Below are 17,449 nucleotides of genomic sequence, written 5' to 3' on the forward strand. Positions count from 1 at the left end.
ACTTTTGATTTATGCAGCTTCGCATAGTCAAAAGTCATTTATTATCAATTTGTTTGAAATTATCCGCTGATACCCATTGATCTTAAATGGTCGTCCAGCTGGCTCAAATCATGGAACATTACGTCTCTTGCTTTGCTACCCGTGAATGGTCCAACGACACCGATTAATTCCAACTGATCCATAATTCTGCCGGCGCGGTTATAACCCAGTTTCATTTTGCGCTGAATGAGCGAAGTACTACCTTGCTGATGCGTAATAATCAAACGCGCTGCTTCCGGAAGCAACTGGTCAAAATCATCTGTATTTACTTCACTTCTGGATTCGGAGCTTTCATCGCCTTCATATTCTGGCAATGCGTAAGCTTCATCATATCCGCGTTGCCCGCCAATAAATTCGCAGACATCTTCAATTTCTCTTGTATCAATAAACGGACATTGCAAACGGATGACTTCCGAATTTATCGCCAGAAGCATATCTCCCTGTCCAACCAATTGTTCGGCGCCGCCCATATCCAAAATCGTTCTTGAATCGATACTGGACGTTACACGGAAAGATAAACGTGCCGGGAAGTTAGCTTTGATCAAACCGGTAATAACCTTTACAGATGGTCGCTGCGTGGCCACAACCAGGTGAATTCCTACCGCACGGGCAAGCTGCGCAAGACGGGCAATCGGCGTTTCAACTTCTTTACCAGCCGTCATCATTAAATCTGCTAGCTCATCAATGACCAAAACGATGTAAGGTAAAAATTTGTGACCTTTTTCAGGATTCAAACGGCGCTGTGCAAACTTGGTATTGTATTCTTTCAGGTTCCTTACCGACGCTTCTTTCAAAAGATCATAGCGCGAATCCATTTCAATACATAATGAATTAAGGGTAAAAATTACCTTTTTGGTATCGGTAATAATGGCTTCGTCCGCGTTTGGCAATTTTGCCAAAAAGTGTCTTTCCAGTTTATTGAAAAGCGTTAATTCTACTTTTTTTGGATCGACCAGTACAAACTTTAATTCTGCCGGATGTTTTTTATAGATCAAAGAAGCCAGGATAACATTCAAGCCAACAGACTTTCCTTGTCCTGTTGCTCCGGCCATAAGCAAGTGAGGCATTTTAGCCAGATCCGCAATATGAATATCATTGGAAATGGTTTTCCCTAAAACAATCGGCAAGTCATACGTCGACTTCTGAAATTTTTCGTTCATCAAAACTGAACGGATAAAAACAGTTTCCCGGTTTTTATTCGGCACCTCAATACCAATTGTTCCACGCCCGGGCATCGGCGCAATAATACGAATCCCGAGTGCGGCCAAACTCAGTGCAATATCACCTTCAAGATTCTTGATCTTGGAAATTCTTACACCAGCTTCGGGAATAATTTCATAAAGCGTAACGGTTGGACCGATCGTCGCCTTTATTTTTGAAATATTGATACCGTAACTTCCAAGTGTTTCCACGATCTTGGTTTTGTTACTTTCCAATTCTTCCTGTGTAACCTTTTCATGCTGATTGTCAATAACATCACTCAGCAAATTGTAAGTTGGAAATTGGTAGGAAGGCAAATCCAGCATTGGATCATATTGACCGAATTCACGAAGAATGGATGCATTGACATCCTCATCGTCAATGACTTCATGCACTTCTTTCGGAATGATGGTCTCATTTGAAACTTCAAGCTCCAATTCAAGATCTGTTGCAGCTACAACCGGCGCCATAACCGGATTTATAATCACAGCCGGTTTTACAAATTCTTCCTTATTCAAAACTTCCAGCACATGAACTCCATTCTGCTGTTTCTCCTCTTTTTCAGGTTCCACAACCAATGGAGGAATGATTACGTCGTCGTCGTAAGTATCATTAACCACGGAAACATATTCAGGCTCCTTCACGGTTTCTTTATGAACTTCTGTTTCAATCTCCTCAGCATCCGGACTTACCTGATTATCGAAAATTTCTTGCTCTTCAACAACCGTTTCTTCCTTTTCAGGTTTACGCTGCCAGTTTTCTACCAAAGTTTTGGCATCGTAGAAATAAACGGCAAAAACAAACAACGCAAATAAAATTGGAATGATACTTCCCCATTTGAGCCAGTCAAAAAGCCAGACGTTGATCATATAACCAAAACCGCCCGAAGCAAAACTCATTGTATTTTCCGTATTGCTCATGAGCACGATGTATCCCATCAGTACACTTACCCAAAGTGTATAAAAAATAACCTCCTGTGTAGCACGTGTCAGTGGAAGCAATTCTTTTCCGAAAGCAATTTTCCATCCTGCCAGAATTGGTACAAACGGCAGCAATAATGCACCTACACCAAACCAGCGGTAAACAAAAATATGTGAAAATGTGGCGCCAAGTACGCCCAAAAAATTACGGGTCTGCCGACCGGCATCACGGATAGATTCCTGTCCCAAAGCGTCAATAATACTTTGGTCGGCTAATCCGGTAACGATGTAGGATATGAACGAAACTTCTAAAATGACACCGGACAAAAGGAAAAAAATCCCCCAGGCCAATGTACTTTTCGGGCTGGAAAATATGCTGTCCCAATCCAGAGAAAATCTGAATCCGGGCGCCCTGCTTTCTTCTTCTGTCCTCGTTCGTTGTGTGTTTCCTCTGAGCTTATTTACAGACATTTATCCCGGTGCTTATTTTTTATGAATGTATGAAGTGCTTTCTGTTTTTTCAATCTGGCGGGCTATTATTTTGCCACCATTGCCTTGCAAATCTTCTTAACCAACCCCGGACCTTCATAGATGAAGCTGGAATAAATTTGCAAAAGACTTGCGCCGGCATTCTGCTTTTCCAGCGCATCAGCCGGAGAAGCAATTCCTCCAACGCCAATAACCGGAAAGGCATTTCCTGACCTGTCGCAAAGATAACGAATTACCTCAGTAGCGCGGTATTTCAATGGCTGTCCGCTTAACCCGCCGGCACCAATCTTATCCAACGTTTCTTTTGAAGTTTTTAAATCCGCACGACTTATGGTTGTATTTGTAGCGATGACACCGACAATACCTGTTTCTTTCACAATGTCAATAATATCATCCAACTGACTGAAAGTCAAATCAGGAGCGATTTTCAAAAATATCGGTTTTGGGGTTGGTCTCTGTTTATTACGGATTTGAAGTTCACGAAGGATTTCTGTTAATGGTCCTTTCTCCTGCAAATCACGTAATCCTGGCGTATTTGGCGAACTTACATTTACTACAAAATAATCGACAACATCAAATAATTCGTTGAAACAAATGATGTAATCGCTTAACGCCTGCTCGTTTGGTGTGTCCTTATTTTTACCAATATTTCCACCGACAAGGATTTTAGATTTACGGTAACGCAGTTTTGCAGCAGCGACGGCTGCTCCTTTGTTATTAAAACCCATCCGGTTGATAAGTCCTTTATCTTCCTTCACACGGAAAAGTCGCGGTTTATCATTTCCCGGCTGAGGACGCGGTGTTACCGTTCCAATTTCAATATATCCAAAACCCAGAGCTTCCAGCTGATCGACCATTTCTGCATTTTTATCAAAACCTGCCGCCAGTCCAATCGGGTTACGGAAGCGCAAACCTGCTACTTCCTGTACAAGATCAGGGTGCTCAAATGTGTACAAACTTTTTAACAAAGCCGGAACACCAGGGATTTTAAAAGCGATTTGCAGCATTTCACAAACGAAGTAATGAATACGCTCGGCATCGAACCGGAAGAAGATCGGTAAAAGGATATATTTATACATTCTGCAAAAATAGAATGTTTGGGGGGAACGGGAGGAAAGGTGTGGGGTTTTTATTTTTTGATTGGCAAAGTTAAATTGATATTTATTAGTTATCAGAATTTAAAAAATCATCAATCATAATAACATCTCTCAAATCCTGAGGTCTACGTGCTAGTATTTTTAATTCTCTCAGATCATTCAAGTGTAAGAAATGAATAACACTTCCTTGCGCATTGGTTGTAATTCTGGAACGCTCAAAAAGGATATCAAAATCAAATTTGTTATGAACATATGTTAAAATATCTAACTCCCGATTCAAACCAAAAACCTGCGCCTGCGTAAAATCTAACAATTTTAGTTGTTCTAAATCATCCTCTTCATAATCCATGCATAATAGAACTTGAATTAGTGTTTCGCCGTTTTTTTTTGTTGGCTTTATCCAAATATCTACATCCTCTGTTGCTCTGTTTAAACCATTTAAAAACATTGCAAAGCCACCAATGATCATGTAATCGAGCTTATGCTCCTGCGCACATCTGGTAAAATCAAGAAATTCATTATTTTCTAAATCCATGTAACCTTTTTTATCTCAATCGTTTTTTTAGCATTCGGATCTTTCTTGATTCCCATGAATTCATTAAACTTTCTCCTGTTTTCGAAAAATTTAATATAACGTTCCTCGGGAGTATCCTTTTTCCCTTCACGCAATGATTCGAGATATGGATCATTTTTGTCTTTATAAAAGATTATCCGTTTCTTCTTTTCCATAATCACCTAACTAATTGATTACGTAAATATAACAAAAAAGGCATCCCAACAAGCAGGATACCTTTCTGTATACAAAATCGACAAACCTTACTTTTTAGCAGACCAATTGTATTTGAATTTATCGTTGATTGGAGCACCGAAGTAGTTAACGCCTAAATAATCAAGACGTTTTTTATGTACTTCCAAACGCTTGCTGAAATCTGCAAAATCTTTTTTGTCAGCCGGAGTCCAGCCTGTTTCAGCGATGGCAATTCCGCGAGGGAACACCATATATTCTACATAATCAGATGTGGTCATATATTCTGTCCACACATTTCCCTGAACGCCCAAGATATGTTTCGCCTGTTCAGCAGTCAATTCTTTTGGTGTTGGATCGTAAGAATACGATTCTGCAAGATCCGTAAAACCACCAATTGCGATCGGCTGCGTTTTTGCTTCCGCCTGATAGTGATCCAGATAAACAAAATTATTTGGTGTCATGATTACGTCATGATCTTCTTTTGCAGCAGCAATTCCTCCCTCAGTTCCTCTCCAGCTCATTACCGTAGCGTTAGGCGAAAGTCCACCTTCCAGGATTTCATCCCACCCGATGATACGACGGCCTTTTGAAGTCACAAATTTGTCAATGCGTTTGATTACATAACTTTGCAAACCATGCTCATCTTTCAGGTTTTCTTTTTTGATAAGATCCTGCGCAAAACGACTTTCTTTCCACTGTGTTTTTGGACATTCGTCACCACCAATGTGAATATATTTACTTGGGAAAAGATCAATAACTTCCGTTAAAACATCTTCCAAAAACTTCAAAGTTTCTTCACGAGGCATGAAAACGTCATCATAAACACCCCATTTCGTTCCAACTTCGTAGATTTTGTCCGGATTGTTACCCAGTTTCGGATAAGCTGACAAAGCTGCTAAAGCGTGGCCAGGTAATTCAATTTCAGGAATTACATTTACAAAACGATCCTCTGCATATTTCAAAACTTCTTTGATTTCCGCCTGCGTATAAAAACCGCCATAAGGAGTCCCGTCATATTTCTGGTCACTATAATGACCTTTCATCGTTTCCTTACGTTTCGAACCTATCGTAGTCAATTCAGGATATTTTTTTATCTCGATTCTCCATCCCTGATCGTCCGTCAAATGCCAGTGAAACTGATTTTGTTTATGTAAAGCAATCAAATCAATATACTTTTTAACAAATTCAGCAGGCATAAAATGACGGCCCACATCCAGCATTAATCCACGGTAAGAAAAACGCGGGACATCTTTTATTGTAACATAAGGAACAACCCATTTTACATTGCTGACCACTTTTGGACTAAATACTTCAACTGGCAAAAGCTGCAACAAAGACTGCATACCGTAAAAAGCGCCTTTTGCAGTTTGTGCCTGAATCGTTACACCTTTTGATGTAGACAACAAACGATAGCCTTCTTCTCCCAAACTTGCATCAGTGGAAAGAACCAAAGAAATATCGCCTTTTCCCTTTACTGTTTTCAAAGAATAACCGCTGGCCCTCTTGATTTGACCGGCAAGCATTTCGGCAACTTTTGTCCATTTTGCATCAGCCGGCGCACCAATGGTAGCCTTTGCTCCAAGCGTCCATTCTCCTTTTGCAACCAGCATCTGGGTTGGCTTTGGAATGATGTTGGGCTGCGCCCAGGTAGTACAGAACCATAGGGAACAGAGTACTGTAAAAAGAAAACGTTTCATTCTGTCAGATTTAAGAATACTTTATTAAAATAATTTAAAAACTATGCAAGTTAATTCAACTACCAATTAAAATACTAGTGATCTTACTTTTTTTATAATTTTGTGCAATTAAAAGCAAAATATTACCGTTGATAATTTTAGTCTGGAATTAGCTTTACCAAGTATATTTCAGGCAGTTAATGTCTTTTAAAAATTTAATAGTAAAACAATTCCTACCCCTAATAACTTTAAAAAATAATAATGTTTAAAAATCTATCCCTGACTCAACGGCTTCCGGCTTTTCTGGTTATCACGCTGGTTATTACAAACATTTCTTCCCCGACATTCGCTTCAAAACGGTTTTTCAAAGCAGGACCTGATGGTGGAAAGCTGATTGGAAAAGTAGTTGAAGCACCCAAAAACGAAGCAGTCAGTTTTGCAACCGTTGCTATTTTACTGGCAAAAGATTCAAGCGTTACAAGCGGAGCCATCACAGACGAGAAAGGTGTTTTTACAATACCTGACGTCAAGCCCGGAAAATATATTCTCAGGATCACAAACATGGGTTACGAAACGCTTTTTGTTCCAAACATCAGCGTTGCTACGGAATCAAATATCACAGATATTGGGACGCTCACTATTATTGTATCATCCCAAAAACTGAATGAAGTTGTGATCAAAGGTGAGAAAGCGATGATCGTTGAGGATATTGATAAAAAAATGATCACGATCGGAAAGGATATGCTTGCAAGCAGTAATAATGCAAGTGATCTTTTGACAAAACTTCCTTCCGTTTCACTGGATGAAAATGGCAATCCACAGGTTCGTGGAAAAGGAAATGTGATCGTTTTGATTGATGGAAAACCGTCAACGCTTTATGGCAGTGATCTTCCAACCGTTTTACAATCTTTTCCGGCTGAATTGATTGAACGTATCGATGTTTCCACCACGCCTTCTGCAAAATATGAAGGCGATGGCGCTTCGGGTGTTATTGATATTATTACCAAAAAGAATAAAATACGCGGACTTAATGGTGGTGTACGCACAAGTCTTGGATTAAAAAACAATAATAACGCATCCGGAAATGTTAACTTTCGTGCCGGGAAATTAGGACTGAACGCATCCCTAAACGGGCAGACCCGCAATATGTTTTGGAAACGGAGATTGAACCGGGACAACTTTCTTGGAGACGATCCGTCAAGGCTGGAACAACGAGGCACCGGAAACAACAAGAACAAAAATCTATTTGGCCGCTTCGGTGCCAATTATGATTTTAATGACAAAAATGGTATTGAGCTAAGCGTTAATTATTCCCGTGATCAAAGTAACACAAAAAGTGATTTGGTAAATAATTCGGCACTTATAACCGGTCAGTTGTTGGATCACTTTGACAGAATTAACCAAGGTAAGGGCAATGGAAATAATGTGAGTACAAGCTTCGACTATCGTAGAAAGTTTAACAGAAAAGATGAGTTACTGACTTTTACTGCTAATTATTCCGAAGGAAAATCTACAAATAACTCCATGTATGACCAGGAAGACGATGTAGATAGCTTGTCCAAACACCAGCAGAATTTCCGGACTGGAAAAAGTAAAGCGCTTTTTCTGAATACTGATTTCACTTTGCCCTTGACCGATAAAGCCACATTTGACATCGGTTTCCGCACCCGTTTTAATACAAATGATAATACAAATGCATTTTATTTACTGAATGCTGAGTCGGGTAATTTTGAATTTGACAATACGATCAGTAATGTGTTTGGCTATAAAAATTCTATTTATACCGGCTACATGAATTTCTCTCAGAAAACAGATCTCTGGGGCTTTCGCGCAGGTTTGAGATTGACTGAATCCGAACAGGAAATTGATCAGATAAGCGCCAACAGGGATTTTTCGGTTAACTTTTTAACCTTGTCTCCTTCATTGGCAATCAGCAGAAAACTGGATGACAATTCGCTTATCAAACTAAATTACAGTCGCCGTGTTCAACGCCCGGAAGCTGACTGGCTGAATCCTTACACGGACGTTTCGGATCCGAAAAATCTTCAAACAGGAAATCCAAATCTCCGTCCGGAATTCACGCACAAAGCAGAAATGGCTTATTCAAATTATGAGGAAAATGGTGGGTGGGGACCTTCTCTGTTTATGGATTATTCCAATAATGCCATTACGCGTTTAAGAACAATTAATGCCGAAGGAATTTCACTTACACAATACGACAATATTGGTAAAGAACTTAACTACGGATTTGAAACCGACTTTTCACAGAAATTCGGAGACATTTTAAAAATTAATGGCAGCGGAAGATTTTTTAGAAGTGAAGTCGTTTCAGCATTGGCCAATATTGATAATCGCACATGGAGCTACTCCGGAAACCTGAATGCATTTGTGACTTTACCACTTGATTTCAAAGCTTCTGCCTACGTGAATTATGAAGGTCCAAGAGCAATTGCACAAGGTACACGTCAGGGTGTTTTTGTGGCGAACATGGGACTTAGAAAAGACCTGTTGGAAAAAAAAGCAACACTTTCTTTTAACATTCAGGACATTTTTCTCTCACGCGCTTACAAAAGTCAGCTGGCTACGGACACTTATCTTCAAAATTCATTGTGGCAACAAACAAACCGTCTGGTTAACCTGACATTTCAATACCGGTTTGGAAAAATATCCATGAGCGGAGACGAATCATAACTGTAAATCTGCAAGTTACCAATTTAAGGGGAAAAGAGGGTCAAACTCTTTTCCCCTTATTTTTTTGTCATTCCAAATTTAAATATACCCTGTTCGGCTTGGGCATAAATTCTTATGTTAAAATTGAATTTATATTAAAACATATATTCCTGACCCGTTCAAAATTCTTAGCCTTGCGCGCACTGGAACAGTTTTTGCCACTCGGTATAATAAATATGGTATTTTTACTTTTATCAGATAGAACAAGGGTAATCCGTCACCAATTTTTATGGATTTTCGGTTACTTATCCTGATACGAGCCGTAACATATTTATAACTTAACACAACCCGTTCACATGAAAAAATCCATCGGAATTTCACTTGCTATATTTTTAGCTTCTGTCTCTGTATTTGCCCAAACCAGAATTCCAGCCGACACTATTTTTGATAATTATTATAAAGCAACCGGCGGAAAATCTCTTTGGCAAAACATAAAAACATATAGCCTGAAGCGCAATTATACTTCTGCGACTTCAACACCTTATACTTCTAGCGTAGCCGTTTCACTTGCCGACAACTCAGTATATAAATCCAAGACCATCATGAACCGTGCCTTTGTGTATACAATGAAAGGTACTGACGCATGGGTCAAGGTTCCACTTGGAAATAAAGTGGATGTAAAAGATTTGAGTCAGGCTGAAAAAGACGCTTTAAAGTACGAAATGTACGAAAATCTTGTCCCCTTTATTGATTATCAAAATCGTGGATTTATTGCTACCACTGTTGGTACTGAGACAATAAATGGAGTTGCTACCAATCAGGTTGAATTGCAAGGAAAAGGCGTAAAATACAATCTGTATTTTGATTCAAAGACAGGTTTACTTACTCGTCAGAAAGAAAGCCTTGCAGGAGTTGAAACGGTTACTGACTTTTCAAACTATACTAAAGCTGCATCAGGTTTACTGTATCCGGCAAAACTGGTTGAGATAAATAGCATTGATAAAAAACCATTGACTATAACTTCTTCTATTACCATAAATGATGCGGTTAGCCCTGAGTTGTTCAAGCGCTAGTTATAGTCAAAATTAACCTGGTGAATAGTATATGTGCCTGGATTAACAGAAACATTCTATTCACCAGTTTATAATCCAATCACAAAAAACTTCACCCATCCTTACTTGCGAAACGGATGGAATAATTTTACAGAATGAAGAAAGCACTAAAAGTATTGGCGATTATAATACTGACAGTTTTAATTCTGATTGGTGTACTGATATGGGGTATTCAAACTCCTGCTGGTCAAAACTTTCTGACAACTCAGGCAAATGATTATTTGCGTAAAAAACTAAAAACCAAACTTAACGTAGAAAAAATACGATTCGATATTCCTGACTGGATTGTACTGGAAGGCGTTTATTTTGCTGACCAAAAAGGTGATACTTTGGTTTCCGGAAAAATGCTTCGTGTGGATATGGACATGTATTCGCTGATCAAAGGAAATGTTGGTATTAACAAAATTGAGCTTGACGGTGCAGTTGCCAACATTCACCGGACTTTACCAGATACCGTCTTCAATTTCCAGTTTATCGTTGATGCGTTTGCAAGCTCAGACCCTGCTGCTCCTGTGGATACAACGTCTAAACCTATGGAAATGCGTTTGGATAAAATACTTCTCAAAAAAGTAAGGCTTTCCTATAAAGATGCTGTTATCGGGACAGATGCTGATGCCAATATCGATTCAGCCTATGTTTCTTTTGACAAATTTAACCCTACACTTTCTCAATATCATCCGACTAAAATCGCACTTTATAATAGTGGGGCAAAGCTTCGTATGTATAAAGCGCTTGTGATTGATACACTTGTTACGCCTTCAAATCCTGCGGATTCTCTTGATCTGAAACTTGGGGATATTGACATATCAAAATTTAACTGGGTTTTCACTGATGAAACTTCCGGCTTAAACAATGGTATTACCGTTGGCGCTTTAAAAGGAAAGATCAACAGCATTTACATGGGCAGTCAGCGCGTAAATGTTGAAAGTGTACTTATTGAAAACATGACGGCTTATGCGGAGTTTGCCAAAAAAGCAACTTCCAAAACCAGTCCGCCAGATACCAAATCCGATACCACGACCACACCAGGCTGGTTTGCGGTTGTGAAAGATATTAAGGTAGTTAATACAGATTTGCGATATGATGATTTCAATTCAAAACCAATCGTGAAAGGCCTGGACTATGCACATTTGGATGTTAAAAAACTGAATGTTGATTTAAAGGATTTTCTTTTTTCAACTGATAACATTACCGGGAAATTAACGAAGAGTTCTTTTGAAGATAAAAGTGGTTTTAAAGTATTGTCACTGCGAACGGACTTTGGCTATGGTGCCAAACAAACTTACCTCCGTAAACTTTATTTCCAAACACCTAAAACACTTCTCCGGGATGAACTGACTTTACGTTATAACAATATTGATGACCTGACAAAAAATTTAGACAACGTCAAAATTCGTCTGAATCTGATTGATACGCATCTTGCATTTTCTGACATTTTATTATTAGCACCTGACCTTGCGAAAACTCCTCCTTTTGATAAAGAACCAAACGGTGTTGTTAAAGGTGGCGGTCTTGTTACAGGATCGGTAGACGATATGCTGATTTCCAAAGCACGTTTCAGTATGCTTGACGGAACCGTTTTAAGTCTGGATGGACGAATTCGCGGTTTGCCTGATGCCAATAAATTATCGGCAGATATGACGATTAATGAATTGTCATCCACAAAAGCTGATTTAATGAAAATGCTTCCGGACAGCGCAGTTCCTTCAAGTATCGAGCTTCCGGAAACAATTAAAATTACCGGAAAAGTGAACGGTTCAATGGCGAACCTTACACTTACTACCAATATCAATACTTCTTTTGGCAACGGTACATTTACCGGAAATCTTCAAAATATTACTGACAGCATTAAAGCAAAATATGATGGAATGCTAAGTTTTACCGATTTCGATATGGGTAAAATGCTGAAACAACCACCTGAACAATTAGGAAAATTAACGCTTTCGACGCAACTGGCAGGAATTGGCTATACGCCTTCAAGAATGAAAGCGCGTTTGAACGGAACGATTCAAAGTGCTGATATACAAGGTTACGTTTATAATAATCTGACGCTTAAAGGTGATGTCGATCATGGTTTAGCCAACGTGGCAGCTAACATGAAAGACCAGAATATTGGAATCGCCTTATCCGGACAAGCGGATCTGTCCAAAGAATTTCCAAGTGTTAAAGGTGAAGCGCAAATTGATCATATGGATTTGACTGCTTTACATCTTTACAATGATTCGTTGCAGGTTAAAGGAAATATCAAAATTGATATGCCATCTACCAATCCGGAAAATCCGCTTGGAACGATTGCTGTTAATAATCTTCTGTTAACGCATCACAGAAGACCAGTTAGTATTTCTGATATGACGGTACAGCTGGCGGATACTGCTGGCAATAAAAGAGCAACAATTAAATCGCCGTTTTTAAATGCCAAACTGGAAGGCAAATTTGTTTATACGGAAATTGCTGATGCAATTCTTACTGAAACCAGCAAGCATTTTGCAGTTCCAGGCCTGACTTATAAGCCAGTAACCAAACCGACGGATTTCACTTTGGATGCTGCCGTTACGGATCATCCGCTTTTCAAAATATTTGCTCCGCAGTTAACAGAATTAAAACCTGTTGTTTTTCACGCTAAACTAAACAATCAGCAGGATTCGACAATCATCGCTAATCTTAGCATTCCTCTTGTGGAATACGACAGTATTCACACAGAAAAAGTGCTGGTGAATATGAGCAGTGTGAATGAAAAAGCTGTTATGAATGCCTACGTTGGCAGTGTTCAGACAGGTGGTTTCAGAATGCAGAATGCTTCACTTAAAACTGACATTGCAAAGAACGACGTGAAATTTAATTTCATGGTAAAAGATTCGGTCAACACAGATCGTCATGGAATTAATGGAGATCTTGCATTAGTAGACAACCGCTATCAGCTTCGTTTGCGCGAAGGTTTATTGATTGATTACAAGAAATGGGCGACAGATAGCGAAGGATATGTACAGTATGCGCCCGATAGTGTTTTGGTAAAAAACTTTGTGATTCGTAATGATTACCAGTCACTAACCATTAATTCTTCTACCGATGCTCCTAACAGTCCGTTAGACATTACAGCCGACAGTATTTCAATTGGACAATTTGTTGCACTTGCAACGCGGGATTCCACAATGGCTTCCGGTACTTTAAGCGGGAAGATCAAATTGAGCAATTACATGGTTTCTCCTGTTTATACGGGCCAGCTTTCGATTAATAACCTTGCATTGATGAAAATACCAGTAGGTAATCTGGCCATCCGTTCAACCAATGAAACGGAAGACAGAATACGCGTTGGTATGTCATTGACGAGCGATAAAAATGATATGCGTCTTTATGGTGCGTACCGTTTGAAAGAAGAGAAACCTTTGGACTTCACTTTGGACTTAAAAAAATTCGGTGCAGAAACCGTTGAAGCTTTCAGCTTTGGACAGTTAAAACGAGCAACGGGTAATCTCTCCGGAAACGCAAAAATTACAGGTTCAACAGATAGTCCGCAAATAAATGGTGCTATCAATTTTGATGATGTTGCTTTCAATGTAACCCAACTTGGAGCGAGATATTCATTGACCAATCAAAAAATCAATTTCGCAGGTCAAAACATTAATTTCAACAATTTTACTGTTGCCGATTCTCTTAAACAAGAGTTAAAGGTTAATGGTAACGTCAATATCGCCACCCTTCCTAACGTCGCTTACGATCTTAAAATCGATACAAAAAACTTTACAGTTCTCAGCTCTACACAAAAAGAAAATGATCTTTTCTATGGAAAAGCGGTGGTTGATGCAAACCTGACTGTAAAAGGAAAAGGAAGCAATTCTATTGTAGACGGAAATGTAAAACTGGATCCTGAAAGCAATGTTACCGTTGTTATGTCAAACAATGCTACGGAGACGGGCGATGCAAGTAAAGGTGTAATTGAATTTGTTGACATGAGTCAACTGGCACAATTGTCAAAAACAGATTCCATTGAAGCTGCCAAACAGATTATTGTTGATTTTGCTTCACAAATTTCGCTGGATATTGACGTAGATGACAAATCACAGTTTACTGTGGTTATTGATGAGCTGAATGGTGATAATATTAAGTTGAAAGGGAATGCTAAACTTAATACAGGTATAGCACCGAACGGCCAGCTTTATTTAATCGGAGCATATGATTTAACCCAGGGCTCTTATGATTTAACGCTTCAAATCCTGAAAAGAAATTTTGAAATCAGAAAAGGAAGCAGCCTGATCTGGACGGGAGATCCAATGAAAGCGGATTTGAATATCACGGCGGTTTACCCTGTTATGGTTGATCCGGGATCAATTGATAACAATTACAAAGGTGACCGTAAAATTCCGATTGAGGTTCAGATTATCATCACCGGAAATCTCTCTTCCCCTAATATTACTTTTAATGTTGAACCGGGAGCAGAGGTTTCAGAGAATGTGAAAACAGATATCACGAATCAAACATTCTGGGCCGATATGCAGAATAATCCCTCAGAAATGAACAAGCAAGCATTTGCTCTTTTGATCACAAATAAATTTATTACCGATCAGACTTCATCTGGCTTTAACATTGGATCCAGCGCCGAGCAAATTGCACGTCAGAGTGTAAGTCAGCTTTTAAGTGATCAGCTTAATAATCTGGCCGGCGACTTGGTAAAAGGAGTAAATCTGGATTTGAATCTGAATTCTTCAACTGATCAGGTTGCGGGAGCAAGAACCGATTTAAATGTAGGTCTTAGCAAAGCCTTTTTAGGTAACAGATTAAAAATTTCGGTGGGTAAAAACTTTGAATTGGAAAGTAAATCGCAGACACCGAGTTCATCCGAAGTATTTGATAACATCGCACTGGATTATTCGCTTAGTAAGGACGGAAGATATCTGTTCCGTGGTTATAGAAAAAACCAGTATCAGTCTATTCTGGAAGGATTTATTATTGAAACAGGTGTGAGTTTTATTGTAACGGCCGACTACGATTTGTTCCGTGAAATTTTTCAAAAGCAAAAAAATGAGAATTAGTACTTTAGCCATCTTTGTGATTTGTATTTTACTGGGCAGCTGTTCAGTGAAAAAGTACGTCCCGGCTGGCCAAAGCCTGTATGTCGGGAATAGTGTACACGTAACTCCAGACACGCTCAGTAAGCCCAAAGTGGCGGATCTGGCTACAAGTTTGGAAGCGATTGTTAAGCCGCCACCAAATAAAACGATCTTCGGTTTTCCATGGAAAGTGTGGTTTTATTACTGGATCGGTGAGCCTAAGGATGAAGGAGGTTTAAGAAGCTGGTTTAGGAAAAAACTCGGACAGCCTCCTGTGTATGCCAATCAGAGAATTGTCGATATCAATGCCAAAAATATGGTTGGTTTTATGGACAATGAAGGATATTACAAATCTTCTGCGGCTGGTAAGCTTGAATATAAGGTCAAAAAAAGGACGGCCACTGCACATTACGAAGCTTATGTAATGCCTCGTTACTTTATAAATGAGGTTAACTTCGTTGTTTCTGACAGTGCTCAGTTCAATAAAGATCTCGTAAGAGCTAAAAAGGATTCTTATCTTAGAAAAGGTGATCCGATACGACTGGATGTTATAACATCCGAACGGTCTCGTATTGAACAACTCTTAAAAGGAAAAGGATATTATTATTTTAATCCGGATTATCTTATTGTTCGGGTAGATTCCACCATTGGGCGGCAGGATTCGACTATGGGTCCACAACAGGTAAATCTGTATCTGGAAGTAAAAAAGGAGACTGCTCAGACAGCTTTAAAACAGTACTACATCAATCAGATTTATGTCAATACAGGTACCAATGTTGATAAAAGTGCAGATAGTGCTACCAATAAAGGACCTTTAAGACGGGGAATTAATATTACCGATCCTGGAAAACTTTATAAAAGACGGATTTTCTACGACGCCATTGCTTTTCGTAAAGGGAATTTATATACGAATACGCAACAGGATCTTTCCGTACAAAGACTGGTTAATTTTCAGAATTTCAAGTTTGTTAAAAACAGTTTTGAGTTAGTACCAAGATCAGATTCAGCTATGCTGAATGTGTACTATAATCTTGCACCTTTGAAGAAAAAATCGCTCCAAACAGTATTAAGTGCCAGTACAAAATCAAATAACCTGGGAGGCTCTCAGTTAACCGTCAATCTAAAAAACAGGAACTTCCTTCGCGGAGGGGAAATTTTCACATTAAGTCCATATTTCGGCTTTGACGTTCAGCTTGGTGGGAACCGTGTTGAAAATCCGGGACGGGTTGGAAATGAATACATACGTTATGGAGCAGTGGCTAGTTTATCTTTCCCAAGATTTGTGATTCCATTTGTAAAAATACGCCCTGAAAGAAGTCAGGTATTGCCAAAGACGATTATGGCGTTGACTTATGAAAACAGAATCCAGCGGGATTTTTATACGACAAGATCAATTCGCTTTGATTACTCTTTTGTATGGAGTAAAAACTCACGTCTGGAACACACGCTAACACCCATTGCGTTGAATTTTGTTGAACCAAGGAATATTAATACAGAGAAATATCTTGATATCCTTTTTAGCCAGTTGATCACGCCATTAGAAAAGAAACGGTATGTAGACCTGTTTGAAACAAAGTACTTCATTATGGGTTCGAACTATTCTGTTTCTTACAGGCCTACTCCAAAGCCTTTTAGTAAAAACCAGTTTGTAATGATTGGTGGTATAGACTATGGTGGAAACTTACTTAGTTTGCTGGGTAAGAAAAACTCAAATGATAGTATTATACCAAAAGAAATTTTTGGTATACCAATTTTACAATTTGTCAAATTAGATGGTGATATTCGCTATTACCGGACGATAAATTCAAAAATAAAATGGGCCAACAGGTTTCTCGCTGGCGTAGGAATTCCTTTTGGTAATTCCAGGACTATGCAGTTACCTCAGTTCAAGCAGTATTTTGCAGGTGGAAGTACAGGTCTTCGTGCATTCAGAGCAAGAGCACTTGGGCCAGGAGCCTACAATCAGGATACAACTTCAGTCAGGCTTTTTGGGTATCAATCTTTTGGAGACATAAGATTAGAAGCTAACTCAGAAGTTAGAATGAAATTTACAGATATCATTGGCGGAGCTGTTTTTGTTGACGCGGGTAATATCTGGTCCTATCGGGGAGATGCTTCGGAAGGTTATGGTTCGGAATCTGTATTTAAAAAGAACTTCCTGAATCAGGTGGCAGTTGGTGGTGGTATTGGTTTACGGCTTGATTTTTCTTTCCTTATTTTCCGCTTGGATCTGGCAACGCCATTTAGAAAACCATGGTATACAGTTACACCAGTTGATACTGATCCAAACGCGCCTTTGGATCCAAGTGCGCCGGTTAAATATAAAAATCCATGGGTGTTTAACGAGATCAATTTTGGAAGTCGTGCCTGGCGGAAGGAGAATCTGGTACTGAATATAGCCGTCGGGCTTCCGTTCTAAATTCTATACTATTATTATATAAATCAAAAAGCCG

The 17,449-nt window shown here is 39.2% G+C and carries 9 protein-coding genes; 4 read left to right on the plus strand and 5 right to left on the minus strand.

Annotated features, from left to right (window positions below; genetic code table 11):
• Nucleotides 1-59 precede the first annotated feature (59 nt).
• The 5 genes from IEE83_RS24650 to IEE83_RS24670 all read right to left on the minus strand — a co-directional run bounded on the left by IEE83_RS24650 (nucleotide 60) and on the right by IEE83_RS24670 (nucleotide 6,190).
• On the minus strand, nucleotides 60-2,630 hold the full coding sequence (locus IEE83_RS24650; protein WP_194123136.1) for an FtsK/SpoIIIE family DNA translocase: 2,571 nt from the start codon (nucleotides 2,628-2,630) through the stop codon (nucleotides 60-62).
• A gap of 65 nt (nucleotides 2,631-2,695) precedes the next feature.
• Nucleotides 2,696-3,727: a quinone-dependent dihydroorotate dehydrogenase gene (locus IEE83_RS24655; RefSeq protein ID WP_194123137.1), complete on the minus strand. Its 1,032-nt coding sequence runs from the start codon at nucleotides 3,725-3,727 to the stop codon at nucleotides 2,696-2,698.
• Between the two features lie 85 nt (nucleotides 3,728-3,812).
• Nucleotides 3,813-4,280 carry a hypothetical protein gene (locus tag IEE83_RS24660; RefSeq protein WP_194123138.1) on the minus strand — a complete coding sequence of 156 codons (468 nt, stop codon included), beginning with the start codon at nucleotides 4,278-4,280 and terminating at the stop codon, nucleotides 3,813-3,815.
• Nucleotides 4,271-4,474 (minus strand): hypothetical protein, encoded by a 204-nt coding sequence (locus IEE83_RS24665; protein WP_194123139.1) that lies wholly within the window; start codon nucleotides 4,472-4,474, stop codon nucleotides 4,271-4,273. The genes IEE83_RS24660 and IEE83_RS24665 overlap by 10 nt, the downstream gene beginning before the upstream one ends.
• An 87-nt stretch (nucleotides 4,475-4,561) precedes the next feature.
• Entirely contained in the window at nucleotides 4,562-6,190 is a 1,629-nt protein-coding gene (locus IEE83_RS24670; protein WP_194123140.1) for a beta-N-acetylhexosaminidase, read from the minus strand.
• A gap of 240 nt (nucleotides 6,191-6,430) precedes the next feature.
• Here IEE83_RS24670 and IEE83_RS24675 point away from each other — a divergent pair, with 240 nt between their 5' ends.
• The 4 genes from IEE83_RS24675 to tamL all read left to right on the plus strand — a co-directional run bounded on the left by IEE83_RS24675 (nucleotide 6,431) and on the right by tamL (nucleotide 17,415).
• On the plus strand, nucleotides 6,431-8,860 hold the full coding sequence (locus IEE83_RS24675) for a TonB-dependent receptor (RefSeq protein WP_194123141.1): 2,430 nt from the start codon (nucleotides 6,431-6,433) through the stop codon (nucleotides 8,858-8,860).
• A gap of 335 nt (nucleotides 8,861-9,195) precedes the next feature.
• Complete coding sequence (locus IEE83_RS24680; RefSeq protein WP_194123142.1) at nucleotides 9,196-9,912, plus strand: hypothetical protein; 717 nt, start codon at nucleotides 9,196-9,198, stop codon at nucleotides 9,910-9,912.
• A gap of 134 nt (nucleotides 9,913-10,046) precedes the next feature.
• Complete coding sequence (locus IEE83_RS24685; protein WP_194123143.1) at nucleotides 10,047-14,978, plus strand: translocation/assembly module TamB domain-containing protein; 4,932 nt, start codon at nucleotides 10,047-10,049, stop codon at nucleotides 14,976-14,978.
• A complete protein-coding gene (gene tamL, locus IEE83_RS24690) occupies nucleotides 14,968-17,415 on the plus strand; it encodes a translocation and assembly module lipoprotein TamL (RefSeq protein ID WP_194123144.1) in 2,448 nt (815 codons plus the stop codon). Before IEE83_RS24685 ends, tamL begins: the two co-directional genes overlap by 11 nt.
• The last annotated feature ends 34 nt before the right edge of the window (nucleotides 17,416-17,449 follow it).

This window comes from Dyadobacter subterraneus, assembly GCF_015221875.1.
GTDB lineage: Bacteria > Bacteroidota > Bacteroidia > Cytophagales > Spirosomataceae > Dyadobacter > Dyadobacter subterraneus.

What these genes read in the sequence shown, in the direction of transcription:
- IEE83_RS24675 (WP_194123141.1), top strand. Translation starts at nt 6,431, where the DNA reads ATGTTTAAAAATCTATCCCTGACTCAACGGCTTCCGGCTTTTCTGGTT.
- IEE83_RS24670 (WP_194123140.1), bottom strand. Translation starts at nt 6,190, where the DNA reads ATGAAACGTTTTCTTTTTACAGTACTCTGTTCCCTATGGTTCTGTACT.
- IEE83_RS24655 (WP_194123137.1), bottom strand. Translation starts at nt 3,727, where the DNA reads ATGTATAAATATATCCTTTTACCGATCTTCTTCCGGTTCGATGCCGAG.
- IEE83_RS24665 (WP_194123139.1), bottom strand. Translation starts at nt 4,474, where the DNA reads ATGGAAAAGAAGAAACGGATAATCTTTTATAAAGACAAAAATGATCCA.
- tamL (WP_194123144.1), top strand. Translation starts at nt 14,968, where the DNA reads ATGAGAATTAGTACTTTAGCCATCTTTGTGATTTGTATTTTACTGGGC.
- IEE83_RS24685 (WP_194123143.1), top strand. Translation starts at nt 10,047, where the DNA reads ATGAAGAAAGCACTAAAAGTATTGGCGATTATAATACTGACAGTTTTA.
- IEE83_RS24680 (WP_194123142.1), top strand. Translation starts at nt 9,196, where the DNA reads ATGAAAAAATCCATCGGAATTTCACTTGCTATATTTTTAGCTTCTGTC.
- IEE83_RS24650 (WP_194123136.1), bottom strand. Translation starts at nt 2,630, where the DNA reads ATGTCTGTAAATAAGCTCAGAGGAAACACACAACGAACGAGGACAGAA.
- IEE83_RS24660 (WP_194123138.1), bottom strand. Translation starts at nt 4,280, where the DNA reads ATGGATTTAGAAAATAATGAATTTCTTGATTTTACCAGATGTGCGCAG.